Annotated in this window: 21 protein-coding genes; 7 read left to right on the top strand and 14 right to left on the bottom strand. The window is 37.9% G+C overall.

Annotated features, from left to right (window positions below; all coding sequences use genetic code 11):
• The first annotated feature begins 7 nt into the window (after nt 1-7).
• The 4 genes from JXQ92_RS00190 to JXQ92_RS00175 are packed head-to-tail and all read left to right on the top strand — an operon-like array spanning nt 8 to nt 3,526.
• Nucleotides 8-391, top strand: coding sequence for a sugar 3,4-ketoisomerase (locus JXQ92_RS00190; protein WP_421984552.1), 384 nt, complete (start codon nt 8-10; stop codon nt 389-391).
• Nucleotides 391-1,335 (top strand): hypothetical protein, encoded by a 945-nt coding sequence (locus JXQ92_RS00185; protein ID WP_421984551.1) that lies wholly within the window; start codon nt 391-393, stop codon nt 1,333-1,335. Before JXQ92_RS00190 ends, JXQ92_RS00185 begins: the two co-directional genes overlap by 1 nt.
• Nucleotides 1,336-1,349: 14 nt before the next feature.
• Entirely contained in the window at nt 1,350-2,606 is a 1,257-nt protein-coding gene (locus JXQ92_RS00180) for a hypothetical protein (RefSeq protein ID WP_421984550.1), read from the top strand.
• Nucleotides 2,603-3,526, top strand: a complete 924-nt coding sequence (locus JXQ92_RS00175) for a glycosyltransferase family 2 protein (RefSeq protein ID WP_421984549.1) — start codon at nt 2,603-2,605, stop codon at nt 3,524-3,526. The genes JXQ92_RS00180 and JXQ92_RS00175 overlap by 4 nt, the downstream gene beginning before the upstream one ends.
• A gap of 96 nt (nt 3,527-3,622) precedes the next feature.
• On the opposite strand, the gene JXQ92_RS00170 is transcribed toward JXQ92_RS00175, so the two are convergent.
• Nucleotides 3,623-4,198: an HD domain-containing protein gene (locus JXQ92_RS00170; RefSeq protein WP_421984548.1), complete on the bottom strand. Its 576-nt coding sequence runs from the start codon at nt 4,196-4,198 to the stop codon at nt 3,623-3,625.
• 73 nt (nt 4,199-4,271) lie between these two features.
• The gene (locus JXQ92_RS00165) at nt 4,272-4,574 is read right to left on the bottom strand and encodes an EthD family reductase (RefSeq protein WP_421984547.1); all 303 of its coding nucleotides are present in this window, start codon (nt 4,572-4,574) and stop codon (nt 4,272-4,274) included.
• Between the two features lie 156 nt (nt 4,575-4,730).
• On the opposite strand from JXQ92_RS00165, the gene JXQ92_RS00160 reads away from it, so the two are divergent.
• Both JXQ92_RS00160 and JXQ92_RS00155 read left to right on the top strand, forming a co-directional pair.
• Nucleotides 4,731-5,069 carry a PadR family transcriptional regulator gene (locus JXQ92_RS00160; RefSeq protein WP_421984546.1) on the top strand — a complete coding sequence of 113 codons (339 nt, stop codon included), beginning with the start codon at nt 4,731-4,733 and terminating at the stop codon, nt 5,067-5,069.
• A complete protein-coding gene (locus JXQ92_RS00155) occupies nt 5,066-7,678 on the top strand; it encodes an ABC transporter permease (protein ID WP_421984545.1) in 2,613 nt (870 codons plus the stop codon). Before JXQ92_RS00160 ends, JXQ92_RS00155 begins: the two co-directional genes overlap by 4 nt.
• Before the next feature lie 13 nt (nt 7,679-7,691).
• Here JXQ92_RS00155 and JXQ92_RS00150 read toward each other — a convergent pair whose 3' ends face one another.
• A complete protein-coding gene (locus tag JXQ92_RS00150; RefSeq protein ID WP_421984544.1) occupies nt 7,692-8,729 on the bottom strand; it encodes a fatty acid desaturase in 1,038 nt (345 codons plus the stop codon).
• A 345-nt stretch (nt 8,730-9,074) separates the two neighbouring features.
• Here JXQ92_RS00150 and JXQ92_RS00145 point away from each other — a divergent pair, with 345 nt between their 5' ends.
• Nucleotides 9,075-10,709, top strand: a complete 1,635-nt coding sequence (locus tag JXQ92_RS00145; RefSeq protein WP_421984543.1) for a B12-binding domain-containing radical SAM protein — start codon at nt 9,075-9,077, stop codon at nt 10,707-10,709.
• Between the two features lie 54 nt (nt 10,710-10,763).
• On the opposite strand, the gene JXQ92_RS00140 is transcribed toward JXQ92_RS00145, so the two are convergent.
• The 11 genes from JXQ92_RS00140 to JXQ92_RS00090 form a co-directional block, all read right to left on the bottom strand.
• On the bottom strand, nt 10,764-11,561 hold the full coding sequence (locus JXQ92_RS00140) for a GNAT family N-acetyltransferase (RefSeq protein WP_421984542.1): 798 nt from the start codon (nt 11,559-11,561) through the stop codon (nt 10,764-10,766).
• 237 nt (nt 11,562-11,798) lie between these two features.
• Complete coding sequence (locus JXQ92_RS00135) at nt 11,799-12,614, bottom strand: RluA family pseudouridine synthase (protein ID WP_421984541.1); 816 nt, start codon at nt 12,612-12,614, stop codon at nt 11,799-11,801.
• An 82-nt stretch (nt 12,615-12,696) separates the two neighbouring features.
• Nucleotides 12,697-13,611: an AraC family transcriptional regulator gene (locus JXQ92_RS00130; protein ID WP_421984540.1), complete on the bottom strand. Its 915-nt coding sequence runs from the start codon at nt 13,609-13,611 to the stop codon at nt 12,697-12,699.
• Between the two features lie 103 nt (nt 13,612-13,714).
• Complete coding sequence (locus JXQ92_RS00125) at nt 13,715-14,116, bottom strand: nuclear transport factor 2 family protein (RefSeq protein WP_421984539.1); 402 nt, start codon at nt 14,114-14,116, stop codon at nt 13,715-13,717.
• A 150-nt stretch (nt 14,117-14,266) separates the two neighbouring features.
• The gene (locus JXQ92_RS00120) at nt 14,267-15,061 is read right to left on the bottom strand and encodes an AraC family transcriptional regulator (protein WP_421984538.1); all 795 of its coding nucleotides are present in this window, start codon (nt 15,059-15,061) and stop codon (nt 14,267-14,269) included.
• 2 nt (nt 15,062-15,063) lie between these two features.
• Nucleotides 15,064-15,615, bottom strand: coding sequence for a cysteine hydrolase family protein (locus JXQ92_RS00115; protein ID WP_421984537.1), 552 nt, complete (start codon nt 15,613-15,615; stop codon nt 15,064-15,066).
• Nucleotides 15,616-15,701: 86 nt separating this feature from the next.
• Nucleotides 15,702-16,358: a DUF6624 domain-containing protein gene (locus tag JXQ92_RS00110; protein ID WP_421984536.1), complete on the bottom strand. Its 657-nt coding sequence runs from the start codon at nt 16,356-16,358 to the stop codon at nt 15,702-15,704.
• A 267-nt stretch (nt 16,359-16,625) separates the two neighbouring features.
• A complete protein-coding gene (locus JXQ92_RS00105) occupies nt 16,626-17,258 on the bottom strand; it encodes a hypothetical protein (RefSeq protein ID WP_421984535.1) in 633 nt (210 codons plus the stop codon).
• 175 nt (nt 17,259-17,433) lie between these two features.
• Nucleotides 17,434-18,729, bottom strand: a complete 1,296-nt coding sequence (locus JXQ92_RS00100) for a M1 family aminopeptidase (protein ID WP_421984534.1) — start codon at nt 18,727-18,729, stop codon at nt 17,434-17,436.
• 42 nt (nt 18,730-18,771) lie between these two features.
• The gene (locus tag JXQ92_RS00095) at nt 18,772-19,524 is read right to left on the bottom strand and encodes a LytR/AlgR family response regulator transcription factor (RefSeq protein WP_421984533.1); all 753 of its coding nucleotides are present in this window, start codon (nt 19,522-19,524) and stop codon (nt 18,772-18,774) included.
• Between the two features lie 2 nt (nt 19,525-19,526).
• Nucleotides 19,527-20,597 carry a sensor histidine kinase gene (locus tag JXQ92_RS00090; RefSeq protein ID WP_421984532.1) on the bottom strand — a complete coding sequence of 357 codons (1,071 nt, stop codon included), beginning with the start codon at nt 20,595-20,597 and terminating at the stop codon, nt 19,527-19,529.
• Nucleotides 20,598-21,006: the final 409 nt, after the last annotated feature.

Genomic DNA, 21,006 nt, shown 5'->3' with positions numbered 1-21,006 from the left:
TTTTAGCTTGAAAAAACCCGAACTCTACGATTTCCAGAATATCGCAGCTCCAAGAGGAAACCTATCCTTTTTAGAGGAACTGAAAGATGTGCCTTTTGAAGTGAAGAGAGTCTATTGGCTCACCGATGTTCCCGAGCAACAGGTACGAGGTGATCATGCCCATAAAGTAGGAGAGCAGGTTATTGTATGCATTAAAGGAGTCATAGAAGTAGTACTAGAAAATAAGAGTGGCGACGTTTTCACATGCACGCTAGATAGAACTAATAAAGGTTTGTATATACCACCAATGTGGTGGGGTAAAATGCTTTTTAAAGATAGAGCAATGCTGCTAGGTTTGGCCTCAGATGAATTTTCAGAAGAAGATTATATCAGAAAGAGAGAGGATTTTTAATGGGATCTTTTGTGTTAAGGGAGGAATTGAAAAGGGAATATAATTTCAAGTTTCAGCCCTACGTATACAGTGCTCCCGATTTTCTCAAAGGCAACAATGACTTCCAGAAAAAACATTTCTATTGGGTGAATGAATCCGATATGTCGGTTTCCGCCCATCTAGCTTTTTCTCTTATCGAAGATGTGGCTTACAGCCCGCACCAACTTCCCTTTGGCGGCATAGAATTTTCTAAAGACTTATCTGAATTGGACCTTCAGGTATTTCTAAAATCTGTTGAATCACGTCTAGACGAATCCGGCGTAAAGAAAATAAGAATTCATCAAGCTCCAGAAGCATACGCCAACCAAGATGTTGTGAAAAAGGCATTGCTTCAATGTGACTATGAAATTATTCAAACCCGAATTTTCCATACAATAGCGGTCAACGATAGTGACCTTTTACCTGAAATGCACAAAATGGAGCAACGCAAATACAAAATGTGCTATCGGGATGGGGCAATATTTAGAGAGATTAAGAAAAAGGAGAAAATTGAGGCATTTCAATGGATTGAAAGAAAAAGGAACTTGGCCTACAAGCCACCATCAATGTCATGGGTAGATTTGCAGGAAGCGAGCCAAAGAAACCCTAAAGTGTATAAGGTTTTTGGCGTGTTCTTGAATGATTGGTTGTTGGCTGCAACGGTATTGGTGGTCGTGAATGGTCGTGCAGTTTATCATTTTATGCCGGCAAGTCAGGTAAATTTCAGACAATACAAAAAGTATAGCCCCATGGTCTTTCTGGTCAATGGACTATACAATTGGTGCCGTACGAATGGTGTCGAAATCTTAGACCTTGGAACATCCTATGTAGACATGAAGATGAAAGACTCACTGGCTAAGTTTAAAGAAAATACTGGCGGTAAGCCTTGTGATGCCCTGAGTTGGCAGAAAACACTATCTTCGTAGTAAATCTGGCACCATTGAAATCGGAATTTTTGAAAAGCTCATCATGGTCGTTTTCGGCTGTGGTTTTTCGAGCCCTTGGTGGGCTTACAATTAATAAGCTGTTCGCCTATTTCTTAGGCGCCCCAGGTATCACCCTACTATCACACTTTCAAAACCTTACGGCCCTGTTCACGCTCCTTCCGAATGAGGGCGTAAATAGAAGCATTATGAAATATTGGTCTGACCCGAAAATGTCAGAGCATGATAAATTAAGACATTTCAAAACTGGCTTTTGGGTCACTACCACAATCTTCGGTGCTACGCTAGGTGTTCTTTATTTCTGGCATCACGACTATTTTTTCGACCGGTTTATCACCTCATATTCACCTAAGGAGTTCCTCATTATCTTTATTCCTGCCGTATTCTTAATGCTCATGTCGGGTTACCTTAATTCGGTTATTCTCGCACTAAGAGAGGTCAAAGCATATGCTGTGATTAACATCGTTAGCCTTTTGCTCTTGGTAGGAATCGTATATGTGGGAGTCAATTATGGAACGATTGATCAGGCATTGCTCAGTTTTGCGATAGGTTATGCCGCTATGTTTTTCTTAGCACTTTTCTATCTGCTGAAAAGAAGGAAAGCGATCAGACTGGGCATGGGGAAGCCCGATTTATCCTCAATGAAGAGAATCGGTAAGTTTATAGCGATGGCGATTAGTGCGATAGTTTTTGGCAAACTGCTCGATTTTGGTGTCAGAGATTATGCCATCGAGTTATACGATCTGGAACGAACAGGTTTATGGCAATCTGTAGCCAAAATGTCTACCAGTTATTTGCTCGTATTCTCTGGAACAGTTGGCGTTATATATTACCCGAAAATTGCCTCATTAATTCATGAAAGAAATGCCCTGCGGAAATATGTTTTGAAGGTAATAGGCTTTGTAGCATTTGTATCCATTCTCGCTCTTGGAATTTACTATCTGAATAAAGAGTTTATTCTTAACCTCTTTTTCGCCGATGGATTTGACAAAGCGGCCTATCTCGTAAGGTATCAGGTGATCGGTGATTTCTTTGCTTTACTCGCGTACCTATTAGCCTATGTATTGAGCGCAAGAGTTCAGACCATGAAATACATTGCAGCGCAATTTGTTTCGGCGCTTGTCTATTTAGGTACTATATCTCTATTGATTGACCAGTTTAATTTAGAAGCATTTACAATGGCCTATATGTTTCGATATATTGGGTTCTTTCTAATACTCTTGATTTTTAATAGAAAACTCCTTTTCAGATGAATCCCTTAGTGAGCGTCATCTGTATTTCTTATAACCACGCCCCTTACATACAAGAGGCCTTAAACTCCGTTTTTAGTCAGAATTATGATTCAATTGAAATTATCATTGCCGATGATGGAAGTAACGATGATAGTCAAGCTGTTATTAAAAACCACCTAAAAGAAAGAGACATTCAATGTCTTTTTAACACAAAGAATATCGGTTATACGAAGACCTTCAATCAAGCATTGAGGCATGCGAAAGGGGAATTTATCATTGACTTTGCGTTAGACGATGTGATGAATACGTCGTTTGTTAGCGCGAGTATAGCACGTTTTAAAAAAGCTGGTAAATCGACGGGTGTAGTGTTTTCTAATGCAGATTATATTGATGAGGAATCCTCAGTCATTGGAAACCATAATGATACTCTGTTTCAGAAGAAGATGATTGATTCCATACCAGAGGGAGATGTCTTCTCGTCGCTTATTGCTCGGTATTTTATCTGCACACCAACTATGGTTATCCGTAAAGAAGTATTCGATCGGCTGGGTGGTTACGATGAATCCCTCGCCTATGAAGATTTCGATTTCTGGATCAGATCTTCAAGATATTGGGATTATGCCTATGCCGATATAATCCAAATGCAAAAGCGAAAGCTAAAAACGAGTATGTCAGCTAATCGTTATCATCATCAAAAAAACGAGCAGTTGGCATCGGTGTTAACAGTATGCAAAAAGGCTTTTCATCTTTGCAAAACCAATACGGAGCTAAGTGCACTGAAGACTCGCCTCAATTACGAATACCGACAATGTTTGAGAAATAGGGCAAATGATTTGGCCAGTAAATATGAAGAACTAATCGGTTTTGTAGGAGGGAAGACAGACTTGGCGTCTATGCTAGTGAAATTTCTAAAAAGAGACTTTAAACGAAAAATTGGTTGATTTTATTAGATCTTATGATCATTTAATCCAACCGTCTTTCAAAACCAAGTAAATGCCTTAAGAGAAGAATGAAGGTATTAAAAGAGCCTTGTAGCCCTATTTTTTACCATAGTATTTGTCGACCATTTCCCGAGCGTAAGCCCAAACGGCGACGGAGCCTTCTTTCATCTTTTGCTTTTTCTCGATAACGGTTTCATAGGGCACATCAAATTCCCGCCAAGTACCGCCGTCGTTAGAGGCGTTCTGAAGCATAGGCTCAAATCTATCCATGGTTTTGGCAAACTTAGCTTCTTTTGTTTCTCCGGCTTCAAATTCCTCCCAGACAGCAATTAATTCCTTTGCTTGATCTTCAGGTAAAAGTCCGAAAATTCTTTCGGCAGCCTTTAATTCTTCCTCTGTATTCGAGTGGTTCTTGGTGGTGTCGAAAAGGAAAGTATCGCCAGCATCAATTTCAACGATATCATGGATCAAGAGCATTTTGATCACTTTCAGTAAATCAACATCCTCATTGCTATGCCCAGATAATACGATCGCCATCATGGCAAGGTGCCAGCTATGTTCCGCATCATTTTCGTGCCGATCGCTATTGAAAAGCCTTGTTTTGCGCTGAATGTATTTCAGTTTATCAATCTCTTTTATAAAGGCCAGTTGTTTTTCGAGAGCAGAATTCATGACATTTTTCTTTATGACATAAAAAAAGCCAATTCTATCGAACTGGCTATTTATTATTTTAAGAATTTTGAAATTAACCTACTTCCGCTACACTGGCATCTGCGCCACCAGTAGCAAAATTAGCAAGGTCATTCACAGCAGCTTGCCCTTCGGCAGACCCCATTTGTTTCTGAAGTTCATCCAAAGTAGGAAAATATACTTCTGCCATTCTATAGTTAGATGCCTTCTGTCCATCGGGTGTCCCTATAAATTTGGTCAGTTCTACTTTAGAAACACCTTTGATTTGCCCTGCAATGGGCAAATGTGTTTCAGCATAGTACTTTTCAAATGCCGCCGGATCTTCCGGGTGGCCATATACAACAACGAGCTTTACCATGATTCTTAAGTTTTGGTTATCAAAAGGTACAGAATATTCGACAATTCTAACTCAACGGGTATGATTACCGGAATAGAATTTATTTAAACCTAAATATTTCTTCTCTTTTTAGTAACTAATTTTTATTATTGGAGTTAATTACGAAAAAGAGAGGAAATGAAAAAGATCACATTAGGAGCTTTTGAAGAAATGGTTTTACTCACGGTAGGGGTGTTGCAAGACAATGCTTATGGCGTAACCATAAAGACTGAATTAGAAGCGAATATGAAGAAAACCATTAGTCTAGGAGCTTTATATGCCGCACTTCAGCGTCTAGAAGAAAAAAAATGGGTCAATTCTCGTGTCGGTGGTATTACGGAAGAAAGAGGAGGTAGACGCAAACAGTATTTCGACATTACCAAAGAAGGGGTTGCTGCACTCAATGAAGTAAGAGCGATGAGAAATGAACTTTTCGATAGACTCCCTGCCAAGAAAGTGCAGTGGCTTAACCTATGAACCAAAAGAACATACATAAAAAGCCCCCATGGGTTGGTGAGTGGTTGTTAAGGAGCTTTTGTTCCTATGACTTCCTGAATACCGCACTGTGGGATATGGAAGAGATTTATATCTACAACTTAGAACAAAAAGGTAAAAACAAAGCAAAATGGCTTTATCTCAAGGAAGCGGTCGGGGTGATCTATCACCTATATTTCAGAGGGAAAAGCCACTATGCAACAAATAACGTCGCTATGGTCAAAAACAACATTATTGTCGCATTAAGAAGCATTAAAAAAAATAAAGGGAATGGATTAGTCAATATTATAGGGCTAAGCGCCGCCTTGATCTTATTTCTGCTTACAACCCTCTACACCTCTTACGAATTTAGTTTCGACTCTTATCATGAAGATTCAGATAATATTTACCGTATCTATAAAAGTGTCAATACTATCGGTGATCCAGATTACAGAGACTCCGGAACGCCAGGGCCACTTGCCGATGCACTCACAACCGAGTTTCCTTCTATAATTAGTGCGACACGAATTCGTCAGTGGAGAAAAATAATATTAGAAACGGAAAACAAAACCTTCGTAGAGCCGGAAGTTTATCCTGCCGATCCTTCCATATTTAGTGTGTTTAGTTTCGAACCCGTCAGCGGTAAATTGGATGACTTTATTGTGGAACCATTTACCATGGCTATTTCTGAGACGACTGCCCTTAAATACTTCAACAGAACAGATGTTATAGGAGAAAGTATTACGTTCAATAGTAATGTGCCTATGACCATCTCTGGAGTTTTCAAAGATATGCCGGAGAACTCTAGTTTTAGACTGGATGTTGTTATCAACCTCGAGAGCATTATGAATGCTTACAATGAAAACATGACCCGCTGGGGGAACAATCCGTTCTTTACGTACATCAAAACACAGAAAAATATTGACATAAAAACCCTTGAAGCCCAACTAACGGCCATTAGAACCAAATATGCCAACGACCCAATGGACGAAGATGGTCAGGAGTATACTTACTTTTTGCAGTCTTTAAAGGATGTTCACTTTGAACAAAAGATCTTAGGCAGTTTAGGAACACCAGTGAATGGACAAAGGCTTCAGAACTACTTTATCATCTCAATTATCATCCTCATTATGGCATGTGTCAACTACGTCAATTTGGCCACGGCACAATCCATTGTTAAAATGAAAGAAGTGGGGATAAGGAAAGCGATTGGTGCGAAAAGAGCTAACCTTGTGGCGCAATTCATGATCACATCTGGAATTGTCGTTTTCTTCGCAGTTATTTTAGCTACATTGATAATTTTTATGGCGCTACCAGCTTTTGCCAACTTTGTTGAGCGCCCACTCGAACTACAATTTTTTGATCCGAAATTATGGTTATTCCTCACTGCTACCTGGTTCGGACTAACTCTTGTTTCAGGATTGTATCCTGCACTGATGGCTTCTAAATTTAATCCACTTCAAGCATTGAGCGGTCATGGTTATAGTGCCAACAGAAGTAGTGTATTAAGAAAAGGGTTAGTTGTGTTTCAATTTGCTATATCCATAATGCTGATCGTTGCGGCCATTGTGCTCGTAAAGCAACTACGTTATATTGACAACCTTGATGTCGGCTATTCTAGAGAAAAAATTGTAATTCTTAGTACAAGAGACGATGCTGTTGACAATAGACTTGGGGATTATATGGAAGAATTGCGTAAAGTATCGGGTGTATCTACGGTGGCCACCTCATGGTCATTACCCACCAACGTAACTTCTAATACACAAGCCAACTGGAACGGCATTACCGATGCAGAAAGATTGCCCATGTATATGGTTGGTGTAAATCACGACTTTTTCGACCTCTACGATATTGAGGTAATTGAGGGTAGGGCATTCGATAAGGAAATTAAAAGTGATAGGAATAATATTCTTCTTAACGAAACTGCAGTAAAAGAACTCGGCTGGGAAAACCCAATCGGCAGAGAAATGATCACGCAAGCTGGAGTTAAGGCGCAAGTAATTGGTGTTGTAAAAGACTTTCATATTAAATCCTTAAGAGATAAAATAGAGCCTTTGCAAATTCTTTTAAGTGGCCGATATGCCACGCTGGCTGTAAAAATAAATGCGGATTTGTATGAAACGCTGGTTAAAATTGAAGATGTCTATGAAAGCTTTTCTCCCGTTTATCCTTTCGAATACAGGCTTTTCGAAGATGTTTTTGATAATGCTTACGCCGCCGAATCTAAAATGGCTAAACTTGCTTTTTGGATCACCATTTTGGCCATCAGTATAGCCTGCCTAGGCTTATATGGCTTAGCATCGCATAGAGTAGAACAAATGGTAAAGGAGTTAGGCGTTAGGAAGGTAATGGGAGCTTCTACTAACAATTTATTAAGTCTACTGAGTTTCGATTTTCTAAAATTGCTTGGGCTTTCCTTTTTACTCGCTGGCCCAATTGCCTATTATTTTATGAACCTTTGGTTAGAGGGCTTTGCTTATCATACGCAAATTGGTCTTATGAGCTTTGTGTTGGCGCTAGTGTTAATTGCAATAGTCGCAATATTGGCGATTGGTTATAGAACTTATACCGCTGCTGTAGGAAACCCTGTTGATGCTTTAAGACAAGAATAAATAGTGATTTTAGCTAAATGAGCCCCTTTCTTTCAAGCGAGTAATACTCCCGAAAGCTAATCATACGTTGCTGCGTTTCATCCCAAAGTTTATTCGACATAAGGGATAAGCTATCAATGAAGCCGATAGTAGTAGGATATTTATTGAGCCATGGATTTTCCTTAATGCACTGCTTTAAGTTATAATTTGGTATAGCAGGGTTGAGATGGTGTACATGGTGAATACCAATGTTACCAGTAAGCCAATTAAAAAGGCCTGGTACTTTATAATACGTACTGCCCTTTAAAGCAGAAGTCACATAATCCCAGTTCTTTTTCCATTGCTTATAGCCATGTTCATGCTGATGTTGCACATAAAAGAACCAAATAGCGATAATGGAAAATAAGGTAAGCACGGTAACATGCACAGTTAAGAACTTTTGCCAGCCAAGTGTAAAACCAAGTATTGTAAATAGCCCTAAAAGAACAAGGTTACTAAGGATGACACTGCCTTTAAGTTTTTGAAATGCCGGCATTTTTATCTTGGCCAGTCTGTTGTGAATGAAGATATAATAAACAGGTCCTATCAAAAACATTACAATTGGCGATCGGTAAATACGATAACCAACTTTTTTGGCTTTGCTAAAAGCTTTGTATTCCGCCACAGTATAAGTAGTTACGTCCCCAATGTCGCGCAGTTCAAGCTGACCATTTAACTTGTGGTGAATGCTATGAGATTTTGCCCAATAGTAGAAAGGAATGGCCGATAAATAACTACAAGCATGACCGATGATCTTCTGGGCCTTTCTGTTTTTTACAAATGATTGATGGCCACAATCGTGCTGAATGATAAAGATCCTTACCAAGAAAAATGCATTAATTGCCCCTAGACCTAAGGTAATCCAGTAGCTCATGTCAAGGCTCAAATACATCAGAATCCAGATTCCTATAAAAGGGATAAAAGAATTAATGATTTGTATAGCCGCTTTCGACTTATGCTCTTGCGTGTATTTTTTGAGCACTTGGATCTTGTCTTTGCTCAAGACGATTTTTTCTGCCGGGTTTGGGTCCATCTATCGCTTTAAATCTTATTGTAAAGCTATTTGTTTAAAACGATTTTTGGAACCCTTATGAAATGATTTTGATAAAAGAATTCAGGAAACACAGGTTATACACCGAAGACTTGAGGGCCTAATTATTATTCTTCCTAGTGTCTGAGATGTCAATTTCTTCTCAGGACTTTTTTTGAGTACAATAAGGTACAGGTTAACAGGATAGTGATTAGAGTTGTAGGCAGAATATAGTTCTGTAAAACACTATTTACATTAATGATTGTATGTCATTTTTTGAATTTAATAGTACAAGGGAGGTTTTAACCATCTAATAAATTATTATATTAAACTGCAACCAAGACCAACATGAAAGTACTATTAATTTACCCAATCTTCCCGACCAGTTTCTGGTCATTTGAAAAGGCTGTTCAGGGCATAGGCAAGAAAGCATTTATGCCACCACTAGGACTAGTAACAGTCGCCGCACTTTTACCTCAAAAATGGGAATACAGACTCAAAGACAGAAACATTGAAGATGTTTCTGAAGAGGATTGGGAATGGGCCGACATGGTGATGTTTTCAGGAATGATTGCACAGAAGGAAGACTTTATGGCCTTAATTCTTGAAGCCAAAAGACGCAATAAGCCAGTAGCTGTTGGTGGGCCATATGCTACATCCTTACCCAACGATTTTTTAGAAGTAGGTGCAGATTATCTTGTGTTAGATGAAGGTGAGTACACGATTGACCTTTTCGTTCAAGCCTTAGAAAGAGGGGAGAAAGATGGAATTTTTAGATCAAAGGATAAGCCCGATGTTACTTTAAGCCCGATACCGAGATATGATTTACTGGATATGGATGCCTATTTCCTAATGGCGATTCAGTATTCTAGAGGATGCCCGTTTAGGTGCGAATTTTGTGATATCATAGTTTTATATGGTCGAGTACCAAGGACAAAGACTTTCTCTCAAGTCGAAAAAGAATTAGATCTGCTAAGAAGTTTAGGATGGACAGGAGGAATTTTCTTTGTCGATGATAACTTCATTGGCAATAAACGAACGGTAAAACCATTCCTCGAAAAACTGATAGATTGGCAATCGGCCAACGGATATCCGTTCAGTTTTACAACCGAAGCTTCAATTGATATGGCTCACGATGATGAGCTGCTCGATTTAATGGTTATGAGTAAGTTTTCGACGGTCTTCATTGGTATTGAAACACCAGATACAGAAAGTTTGGCGCTTACATTGAAGCATCAAAACAACCGCCAACCAATGAACGAGTCATTGGAGAAAATTGCGAAAGCAGGCCTGCGGATTATGGCAGGGTTTATTATCGGTTTTGACGATGAGAAGAAAGGTGCTGGTACGAGAGTTTTTGACTTTGCAATGGAGAACGCCATTCCTGGCGTAACCTTTAGTATGCTACAAGCCTTGCCAAATACGGCACTGTGGGACAGACTCAAGAAAGAAGGTAGATTGCTGGACGATGCGAATTTAAACCAAACAACTTTACTCAATTTTGTGCCTTCCAGACCTATTGAAGATATAGCCGAGGAGTATGTGGAAGGGTTTTGGAAGCTATATGATCCAAAAAACTACATGAAGCGAGTTTTTGACCATTTCATGATGGTCGGGCAAGCTAAAGTCCATAGAGATCCTGAATTGCGTAAAAAGTTGGCCAATCAGCACAAGACTGATTTTGATTGGAAAGGCATCTGGTTTGGCCTTAAAATGGTTGGAAACTTGGGATTTGTAAGAAGTACAAGGTTCGTATTCTGGAAATACCTTTACTTAATGTTTAAGCACAATAGAGGAGGAATCGGAAATTTCTTGTCATTTGCTGCTTTCCTGAACCATTTCCTCCCTTACAGGAAATTGGTTAAAAAGGAGATTGAAGAGCAATTAGCCTTAAGAATGGCTGGAAAAGTTCAGGTTCTTAACCCTGAAATAGAATTGTCAGATGAATTGAAAGACGAAGTAGAATGGTATAAAGCCAGTTAGTCCTTACTAAATAAAAACATAAAAAAGGGTTGGCATCAAGCCAACCCTTTTTTATTAAAGCTTCACCCTGAGAATTTGAAATTTGCTTACAAAACCATTCTTAATTATGGCTCTTTCTGAATCAGTGTTCTCGGCTTCACAAGAACATATTGGTTTTCTTCCCAAGTCATAAGCCAGCTCTTTAGCCTTTCCTAGTAAGTAAGTACCTAGCCCTTTCGATCTAAATTTAGGAGCTACAACCATGCCGATGTCAGCTATTCCTTCATAAATATCGCTTAATCGTACTTCACAAGAACCTGCTATTTCACCTTCTCTTTCGACAAAAAAGAGTTCGCCTTTATCAATTAATGTACCCAAGTATTGAGTTAACCAAGCTTCAGGCGCACCCGTACTTTCATGATAAAAAGAGACCAATTTTTCAAGATTCTCTTCCCATGCAAGCCGAATCATATCATTGAGGAGATTTGCTTCGTCATGATTTGAATCTTGAAAAAGTAAAGTGTGTACCTCTGACTCAGTTGAGAATGGATTGATCAATTCTTGATAAACGGGGTTATTTGTGCCTATCAATGCTTCAGATATTTGGTAAACTTTTTTGAACTCTTCAAAGACCTGTGGCCCTAAATTCACCCATTCGCTTTCTAAGTACAACTGTAAAAGTTGTTCTTGGCCATTGGTTATGGCATAGCCAATCGTTTCGTTCTCATACCTGATTTCGATGTGGGACGATGATTGAAAAATAGATTCCCACATGCCATCATGCGGGCAAAGTAGCGTTTTTCTCCAATTGTCAATAATTGGTTTAAGACAGGAGGGATTCGCGACCTTTTTATAGTAAAATTGTTGTTTCATTGCTGTATAAATACATCTGACCACACTTTATGGAGGGTCAAAAAAATCTGAAAATTTAATTTTTTCCATCTGAAATTGTTCTTCAGATGTACTCGAGACATATTAGAATCGCGAGATAGGTGGGTACCTATCTTGATTTGAAAAAATGCTTGACACGATTCAGGATTATACAATCATAAAACAAATATAGTAAATCGGCTTATATACCTGCATGGAATATACTCCCATTAGGTTCAATCAAGGAAAAATCTTCTTAAATCTAGAAGGGAGCGGATCTTCAAGCGAGATTTTTTCGCCAGTAAATGGATGAGTAAATTCAAGCGTTGTCGCGTGCAGATACATACCCTTACCTTTTAATAGTAAGCCTTCATTAAAATAATCTCGATCACCCAAAATAGGATTCCCTATCTTGAATAAATGCTTTCGAAGTTGATGCCTTCTACCTGTTTTGGGATTCAGTTTAACAAGATTAAGCCGCTTAAACCGCTCTGAAATGACTGTCTTCTCTACATTATATTCAGAAAGGGCTGGTTTATTATCAATGTCATGTGAGATTGTTCCTTGGCTATTAGTCATTTCGCCGATCGTAATCGCATAGTATGTTTTCTTGATCTGTTTTTTCTCGAAGAGTCCATTCAAAACCCTTACGCTATCTTCGGTTTTTCCTACCATTAAAATACCAGTCGTTGCATAGTCTATTCTGTGGACTGGTTGTGGTTTACGAGCGTCTTTAAGTGAGCTGGGTTTTAAATTCTGGGGTAGTGCTTCAGCAATTGTTTTGAATCCGTTGCCACTCACCAATATACCCGCTGGCTTATGCACTAAGGCGAGGTATTCATCTTCATATAAAACACTCAGAGGATACACCAAGCGACTTTCTTTCTCGGCAACCTCTGTGTATTTTAAACTAATTAGTTCACCACCAGAAATTATTATCCCCGTTGTCGCTGGGCACCCATTTACTTGTATCAAGCCTTTCTTAATCGCCTTTTTAAATGCCGATTTAGTTTTAAGCGCTTCAAATATACCAACCCCATATGCTTGCAATCGCATCGATTCAATGCTTAAAGGGACGATATGAGTTTGAGTTTCCTTGATGGTAGCGGTTTTGCTTTTTCGATCTTGATTGTGCCGGTTATTCTACCGGCATGCAAAGGTCAACGATAAATTTACCTTCAGGGTGATTTCGATAATTATTATAATAAATATCGAAAGCGTATCGGTCTGCTTTTTTGTAACCTTTCTCACCCATCCAAATGGAGAGGCCAGTCCATGCTTTTTCGAACTCATAAGGCTTAATTTCAAACCGACCGACAATGAATTTACCTTCTTCTAAAGTGGTTTTACTGACAATACCTTCCACTGAAGTAGATTCGTTCAAGACAATACAAGCGCTTATTCTAACCTTTGATGCCTCGGTTACTTTAAAACTGTCGTGGTAAATGGAGACCATTCTTGTTTTTTCGTTGATCAATTCTTTTGGTGTAGCCCATTTTACCAGCTCGGTATAAGCATTTTCAACATTTTCAGAACCTATACAAGAAATATAGGCCAAGTCTAATCGAGGAAGGGTCTTTACTTCAAAATTTGTATTCATTTTTATCCAGTTTAAATGGTTATCAATGATGCAAATGTATTTTTCAATACTCGGGTAAGCTTGACCATTCTTGCGCTCGAGTTGACGAATCTTGCTAAACTTATTTGGGTTTTGTCTTTGGAACTCCGTTGGGCTTACTCCATAATACTTTTTGAAAGTTCTGGTAAAAGACGAATTATCGTTAAATCCGTAACTGTGAGAAAGGTCTGTTATGGTTTGCCTTTGATGTATTAGCATAGAAGCCGCTTTCTCTATTCTTTTGCGGGTTACATAGGTATTCAGCGTCTCGCCAGTGATGGATTTAAATACTCTGTGAAAATGAAATGGTGAAAAATAAGCTTCTGCAGCTACTGTATTCAGTGATAAATCTCCATCTAGGTTTTTCTCAATGAAATCGAAAACCCGATCTATCCTGTTTTTATATTCCTGCTTAATTCCTTTAATACTAGACATTCTCAAAGCGGGCGTTTAGCCTTGTATTGGGAAGGTGATAAATTTCTAATCAAAAATGAAAGCGAAAAGCGTTTGGGCAAAGAAATTTTAATCACCCGATTAATCAATAAATGCTTGTGTGCATGCCAGCAATTTTCCATTGACCGTTTTCCTTTTCCATCAACCTGGTTTCTCTTTTCTTCCGTTTTCCGATATCATTAACCTCATAATTTACGAATGCACCAGAATTGTAAAGTCTCACTTCTATGTCGGTAATGGACTTAGGAAGCGGTTCAGGTTCAGGGTGTTCTTCAATATAAACCCTAACAAAATCGTCCACTTTTTCCCAGCCAAGTGTTTCCGTTGATGTACTGTCTGAAAAGTTAATATAGGTCTTGGTTACGTATGCTTTTTGAACCCAATAGGATTTCCATAATTCGTAATTGCGATTAAAAGCTGCAGCAGTTTCACTATTGATTGTATGTAGAATTTCGGCTTTTTCTGTTTCAAAGTTAATCTCTGCCAAAGTTGATTTTTCACAACAGTAGACAGTGAGTATGAAGAAAAATAGAAAAGTGACCTTAATCTTAGTTTGTGATTTCATATTACTTACGCAAAGGGTTATCACTAAAGATAATGGAAGGCTTTATTAAGTAATTGTATAAAAGCGAACTACTTAAATGAAGTATTGATTGAGTAATTGTGTATTCGATTGGAATTGCGAAGGTGTAAACCCACTAAAGGCTTTGAAATCGCGTATAAAATGAGATTGGTCAGCATAACCTACATCATATCCAGTATGGGTTAGTGTCGGTAAAGGATTTTGATTTAATACCCGAATTGCCGATTGAAATCGTATGATCCTTTGGAGTTTTTTCGGACTAAGGCCAATCTTTTCTAGAAAAACATGTTGTAAGTAGCGTAAAGAAACACCGCATTCTTCTGCCAACTTATCAATTGCAATATGTCTTTCGTTAGTGGAAAGACGCTGCACCGCGTAACTAACAAGCTTGTCTTTTCGGGTGGCTGCTCGAGAAATTATTTGCAATTCGAAGTAATTATTTATTTCGCTAACCAGTCTCTTTATATCACCTGATTCTAAGTATTCACCGATATTTTCTATTAAGGTTTGAGGAAACAGATTGTCGAGCGCTATCGCCCTATCATTTATTGATTGTAAAGGAAGTTGTGCTAACCTTGAAAAGCCGTGTGGGGTAAACCAAATTCCGAAGCTTTTACCTTTTCCCTCTGCTTCAATATGGAGTGGCTTCGTGATTTGGCCAATTATCTTGGCCCAATTTTCCTTTTCCTTATCTCTGTAGAAATCAATATTTAAGTTGAATACAATCTCTATACAGCCATCAGCAAAGAAAACATCACTCACTCTTTCACCTAAATTTCCTTCAAGCAGGTAATATTCTTTAATGAAGGGTTGTAAGCGTTGCGTAGGCCTGAATTGTTGAAAAATCATTCTTAATTAAATCTCTGGTTGATTTCTTTAAGGCTTCTTACTTTGATTTTTCCCTTTGTTGGGATCATGTTTCGCCAGACCCAATTGTAATGTATAATCACATCTTTGGCTGTCATATGTGGTCGTTCACCCGTAGTATGACCATCGGCTACAACGGTAATGTTATAGTCCTTTGCGATAGCAGATTGCACAGTTGCCTCAACACAGAAATCCGTTGCGCAGCCAGTAATAAATAATTCTTCGACTTTTAATGCTTTCAAGGTAGCTGCTAAAGTCGATTGATAGAAAACGTCGTTCGCGTACTTATCTATCAATATATCTGTAGCTGCAACTTCAAGTTCATCTAATATTTCCCACGTTGGAGTGTTCTTTTCAAATTCTCCACTTCCGTTGCCATCATGTTGAATATAAATAACGGGTAGGTCTAACTTCCTAAAAGTATTGGCTAAATGATTAATCCTAGTCACGGTGCCTTCAGTATCATAGCGTGGTGTCTTAGGTGTAAAAGACCCTTTCTGCATGTCTATTATCAATAAGGCTTTATTAGAACTCACTCAGCTTGTGTTTAGCGAAGATAAACTTAATCGAATTTCTGGAAAACTGGGCTTTTCTAAGCTATATCTGCGAATTCTTAATACAGTTATTTGTGTTCCTCAAGATTGAATACATGACCATTTGCCACTGCATATTCTTCTATGGTTTTCAGTCCTATACTCAACCTGCGTTCATTCACTGTGGCTACATTTTCTATAGGGTAAATATGGGTTTTACCTGTGATGTCATTTGGTTTGGCTTGCGAACCATACACTTGCTTTTTGCCTTGGCGCATGTTAATTCTATCCTCTAAAAACGCCAAGTACCAACCATCAGAACCTCCGGTATTGACAGATTCTTTCAACATCGGTAGATATTCAATTTGAGTTGCTAAAGGAGCGTGTTGTATAACCAACCATAAAGTTTGATTGGCCATATAACCAACCCTTTCTGCACTAATCCAACCGTGTTCATCTAGTATTTTTCTGATCTTGATTTCACACAGACTATCTTGTTGAACCATCAGTTTTCTAAAGGCAGTTTGCTCTTCTGCAGCTCTATCGTACCTCTTGTTTAAATCGGGCAGCATCATCCGCAGTACCTGATCTTCCGCTCGAATAGTTTCAAGTTTCTTTCTTAGTAAAGAATCCAAGGGCACATCAGAAATAGTTGCCTCTGATGGTTGTAAACTGTCATATTGATCCTGTTTTTGTTGACAAGAAAATAAGCCTATTAGGAGCAAGGGGAACATGTATTTCATCATACTTTGCATTAAAAGTGCTAAACCTTTAAGAGAAGCTAAATTTTATAAAGCTAATCAAGCATTGGTGTGTGTGCAATTGCTCTGAAATAAGCCGATCAATACGCGTAATAAACGGCGTTCATTTCTTTTAAATGGATAAAAGGGGACATATTAATGCTTTTGAATAGTATGAGTTATATTTCGAAAAAGCGCTTTAAATTTTAGGTAATGCTCATGGATGAAACTGTAATGCAAGTTTCGTAAACTTAAAATTTCATCATAGAGTGTTTAGTTTAACACTACTATTCCATTAAGTAATTTCTCACTTATAGGTCGATAACTATCCATCAAATTTTGAGAAGTATATGTAATGAATTGGACGGTTCCATTGGTGTTTGAGAAATAATAACCGTAGTAAGAAAATTTTATTCCTTGCATAGTTCCATTCAGTTGTAGGAGAAGAACTTTTAAACCGTTTACCGTTCGATACTCTTCCTTAACTACTTTTAGATCAGGAGCAGCCGATTTTCCATTTTCTAAAGCAATAAATTTTAAGGTTTCAAGTGGGATTTCAACCTTTTCAGTAATAACCATTCCATATAGATCTCCTTCTCTTAACTGAAGTTCATACTCTGCTTCCGGGTTATCTTTGGCCTTAGTAAAAGACCATTGTTTCGGATCCAAATAAACTCCGATTTCAAGCTTGGAACTTTTCAATAGAAAAGTTGATTCCTCGCCCTTTTCAAATAGAGTTGGGTTGGTTAGAATTTCTCCTTTTAGTGAGTCTTCTTGATTTTGGTATTTCCATGTTCCATCTTCATACAAGATTACTTCTTCTCCTTTTTCTGTCACCGCTTTTTGTTGAGAATAAGCAAGTTGAATTATGAATAGGCAGAGTAATGATAGAATTAATCTTTTCATGTTTTTCTAATTAGAACCAATGTCTTGAATATTGACCAAGCAGTTAAACATCCTAGTTTTTCTTTACCTAATTGCCAAGACCGATTTCTAAATTTAAAATATGTAGTGGACATTCCAATCCCCATGAAAAGTATCTTGATCTAATTAGCTACGATTTCTTTTTTGCTATTTGGCATCACAACTTGTTATAAACCCAGCGATCGAAAAAAGTATCCAAGTTTAAACCAGTGGCGTTTTCCATTGCGACTTTGAAATCATCAGTTTTTACAGATTTCCCAAAATACTTTATGCTATAAGATTGGATGCCTTTCCAGAAAAGCTCATCCCCAACTTTCTCTCGTAATAGATGCAGTACATAGGCGCCTTTGTAGTAAATAACATTTCGGTTAAGTCGCGACGGCATCCATGTTTTAAAAACCAATGACCTGTCCTTACCTCTTTTCACGATGTCGTCATAAATGCTTTTATAAATTGATATGTCCGACTGGTACTTTTTATCACCAAATTTATATTCGCTGAAAGCCGAAGACATATAAACTGCAAATGCCTCGTTCAACCAAAAATGGCCAAAATCCTCGCAGGTAATCATATTTCCCCACCATTGGTGGGCCAATTCATGCGACGTAAGATGAATTTCTGAACTGTCTTTGAATACGAAAGTCGGGTAAGCCTTGGACAAAACTGAAAGGCCAGACATTTCTTGATAGTTATCACCTATTAACACTTGCGAGTAGGAGTCTTGAACATATTGAATACCTGATTTTTCTTCAAAAAACTTCAGGATGTTCGGCGTCTCGACAAATACTTTTTTAAGCGCTTTAGGTTCTAGTTCAGAAGAATAGTAATTGAGTTTTACATCACCAATTTGCTCAGCTGTTGCTTTGAATGATCCGATAACGAAGCCATAAGTGTAGGATGGTGTTTCATAGGCCTGATGCCATTTGTGAAGTGTCTTTTCTGCTCTTTCTTCAATTCCCAAAGATTTACCACTAGCTACTGATTGCATGCCTTTCGGGAGGAGTAAGTTGAGTGAAAAAGAAGCTCTGTCGCTCGGATTGCTGTTACAAACCATCCAATGATCTGTAAAATAGACCGTGTGCGCTTGGTTTAAATTAGCATTGAAAAGGAGCCCTTTTTTCGGGTTTCCACTGTATTCAATGGTTACTTCATATGGAGACTCATTTGATGTTGAAAGGGCTAACTCCAATTCCGAACCGACTTTACTAAAGGATAGCAAGTTTGCTCCTGACACCTTATCAATATTGAGTGTTCCAGCATCAAAAGTTACCTTTTTAGTATCACCTTCTACTTCAAATTGAACTTTAAGACTTCCTTTAACAGACTGGGTTTGAATGTCAGGCTCAAGTGTTAGTTCGTAACTTAATACATTAAGTTTGGTTACCTGAGCATGGACTGCAGTGGCGAGAAAACAATACCAAATTACTATTAATATATTTTTGCATTTGAACATCAGTGATCAAGGTTAATTAATGATAGATAAGGTCTAGTTGAATTACTTGTTCATCCAATTTTTGAAATCACTCGTTTTTGGTCTGCTTACAATAAATTCTTGATCTCTTGGATTGTCAATTGTAAGCTTAACTCTATGGTTGAAATATGGGGATATCTTCTCGACGGAAGATTTAGCCACAATTTGACCCCGATTAATTTTGAAGAATTTTGTCTGATCTAGCGTGCTATAAAGTTCATCAAGCGTTTCTTCTATAATAAAACGTTTGCTCTGAGTAACGCCAAAAGTGATGCTATCTTCAGAATAGTAGTAGAGTAAATCTGAAATTTTAATTTGTACAAAACCTTTCCCGGATTTAACGAGCATACCTTCTCTTTGAGAGGGGATTTGTAGATCACTGAGTAATTGTTTTAAAACCGAAGCATTGACCTTAGAAGAGTTGTTTGATTTAAGGAACTTATCAAGCGCTTTGCTCAAGTCATCTTTTTGAATTGGTTTGAGCAGATAATCAACACTATTTACTTTAAATGCTTGGATGGCATATTGATCAAATGCTGTGGTGAAAATAATTGGAGCATCTACCGTAGTGTTTTGAAAAATTTCAAAACTCAAACCATCGGCCAATTGTATGTCCATAAACACGAGGTCAGGAGACTCATTTTCTTCAAACCAGATTACAGCGTCTTCGACAGTATCGATAATGTCTAATAATTCATAATTGAATCTACAGGTTTTTAGCACAAGTTGTAATTGGCTGACAGCCCGAATTTCATCTTCGATGATTAAAATTTTCATGTTTATTCTTTTATTGTACTGTCTTTCAATAATGGTAGAGAAACGGAAAAGCGATGACCGTCATTTATAATTTCTATTGATTTGTCAGAAATCAGGGCATACCGTTTTTCAATGTTTTTTAGCCCAACTTTTGTTGAAGGGAGTTGTGTGGATTTTTTCTGAATTATGTTATCCACTATCATAGTTTCGTCTTTGATGTTGATGTTGACCATCAATGGTTTTGCTCTTGAAATGACATTGTGTTTGATGGCATTTTCTAAAAGTAATTGGAGACTCATCGGTACAATCATGGTGTTTAAATGAGCTTGAGGGATGTTCCAATTCAACTCTAGGTTCTCCCCAAAACGTTCTGATTGTATATGAATATATGCTTTTGCAAATTTCAGTTCATCCTTCAAAGAAATTAAATTGGTGTTTCCTGATTCAAGGAGGAAGCGGTATATATCTGATAGTTTATCTACAAATTGCTTGGCATCCTCTTTAGGGCTTTGGTCTATAATGTCTCGTAATGTGTTGAGCGTGTTGAAGAAGAAGTGAGGTTGTGCTTGATTACGAAGTGTATCAAGTTGTGCCTGTATAATCGCTTGTTTCGACTGTTCTTCCTCTCGAATAGACTTTTGCAGCAGCAGGAAAAAATATACGGCTTCATAAATGGCCATGATCATAGTGGTAAGGGCAATGACCACTAATAATGACCTGGCTCTTTCTTGAAAGTCATAGCTAATATTTTCTGATACTAGGGAAACTAGGCTAACGCCGATAAAGTCAACGACAGTAACGGTGATCAAAATACCCAAGAAAAGCAGGGCAATCCGCTGAGTACTATCTTTTAGGCTTGGGTACTTTTTTCGTAGGCGAATTAATATTGTTCTGTTAATGAGCCAGTCACTGGCAGAAAAAAATATACTCACCACAAAAGTGATAATGGTTTCAGTAGTTGTTAGCCGATCTGCTGGTGTTTTGAATATGAAAACAGCAGATAAACTTAAGATGATAATTCCTATTACAGCAAACCATACATCGTCGAAACCAAGGTGCTTTATACGTTTTTCTCTATTTGTTAACATACTCATTTCAATTCTAATTGACCTTGGTTCTTCTAAGCCTCTTTTGAACAGATTCAAATTGCACAATAGCTTTTAAATTTCATAAGCTTCCAATTCAGGAACGACCGGCTTAATGATCAGGTTAAATATTAAATTTTCGGATAGTTTATAAAATGACTATAAGTTGAATCATCGTTAAAATGAGTTGAATTGTAACGCCGACTCAATGGTCGTGATCGTCCGTTTTCGAAAACACAAGATCTCAGGAGCAACTTGTTTAAATTAAGGACAAGCATTATTACGCTAAATATAAATCTCACATATTTCTTTATTACGATCTCTTTCATCTTACAAATCCGTTAAAGTACCTCGTTCAAACTCATTAAATTCGATTTTCAATTTTTAGAGATACAGCGTAAATGCAATTAATAGGCAG

This window comes from Roseivirga sp. (assembly GCF_049099775.1).
Lineage (GTDB): Bacteria > Bacteroidota > Bacteroidia > Cytophagales > Cyclobacteriaceae > Roseivirga.
Note: the sequence above shows the minus strand (reverse complement) of the source record. Positions and strands in the feature narration are given on the sequence as shown.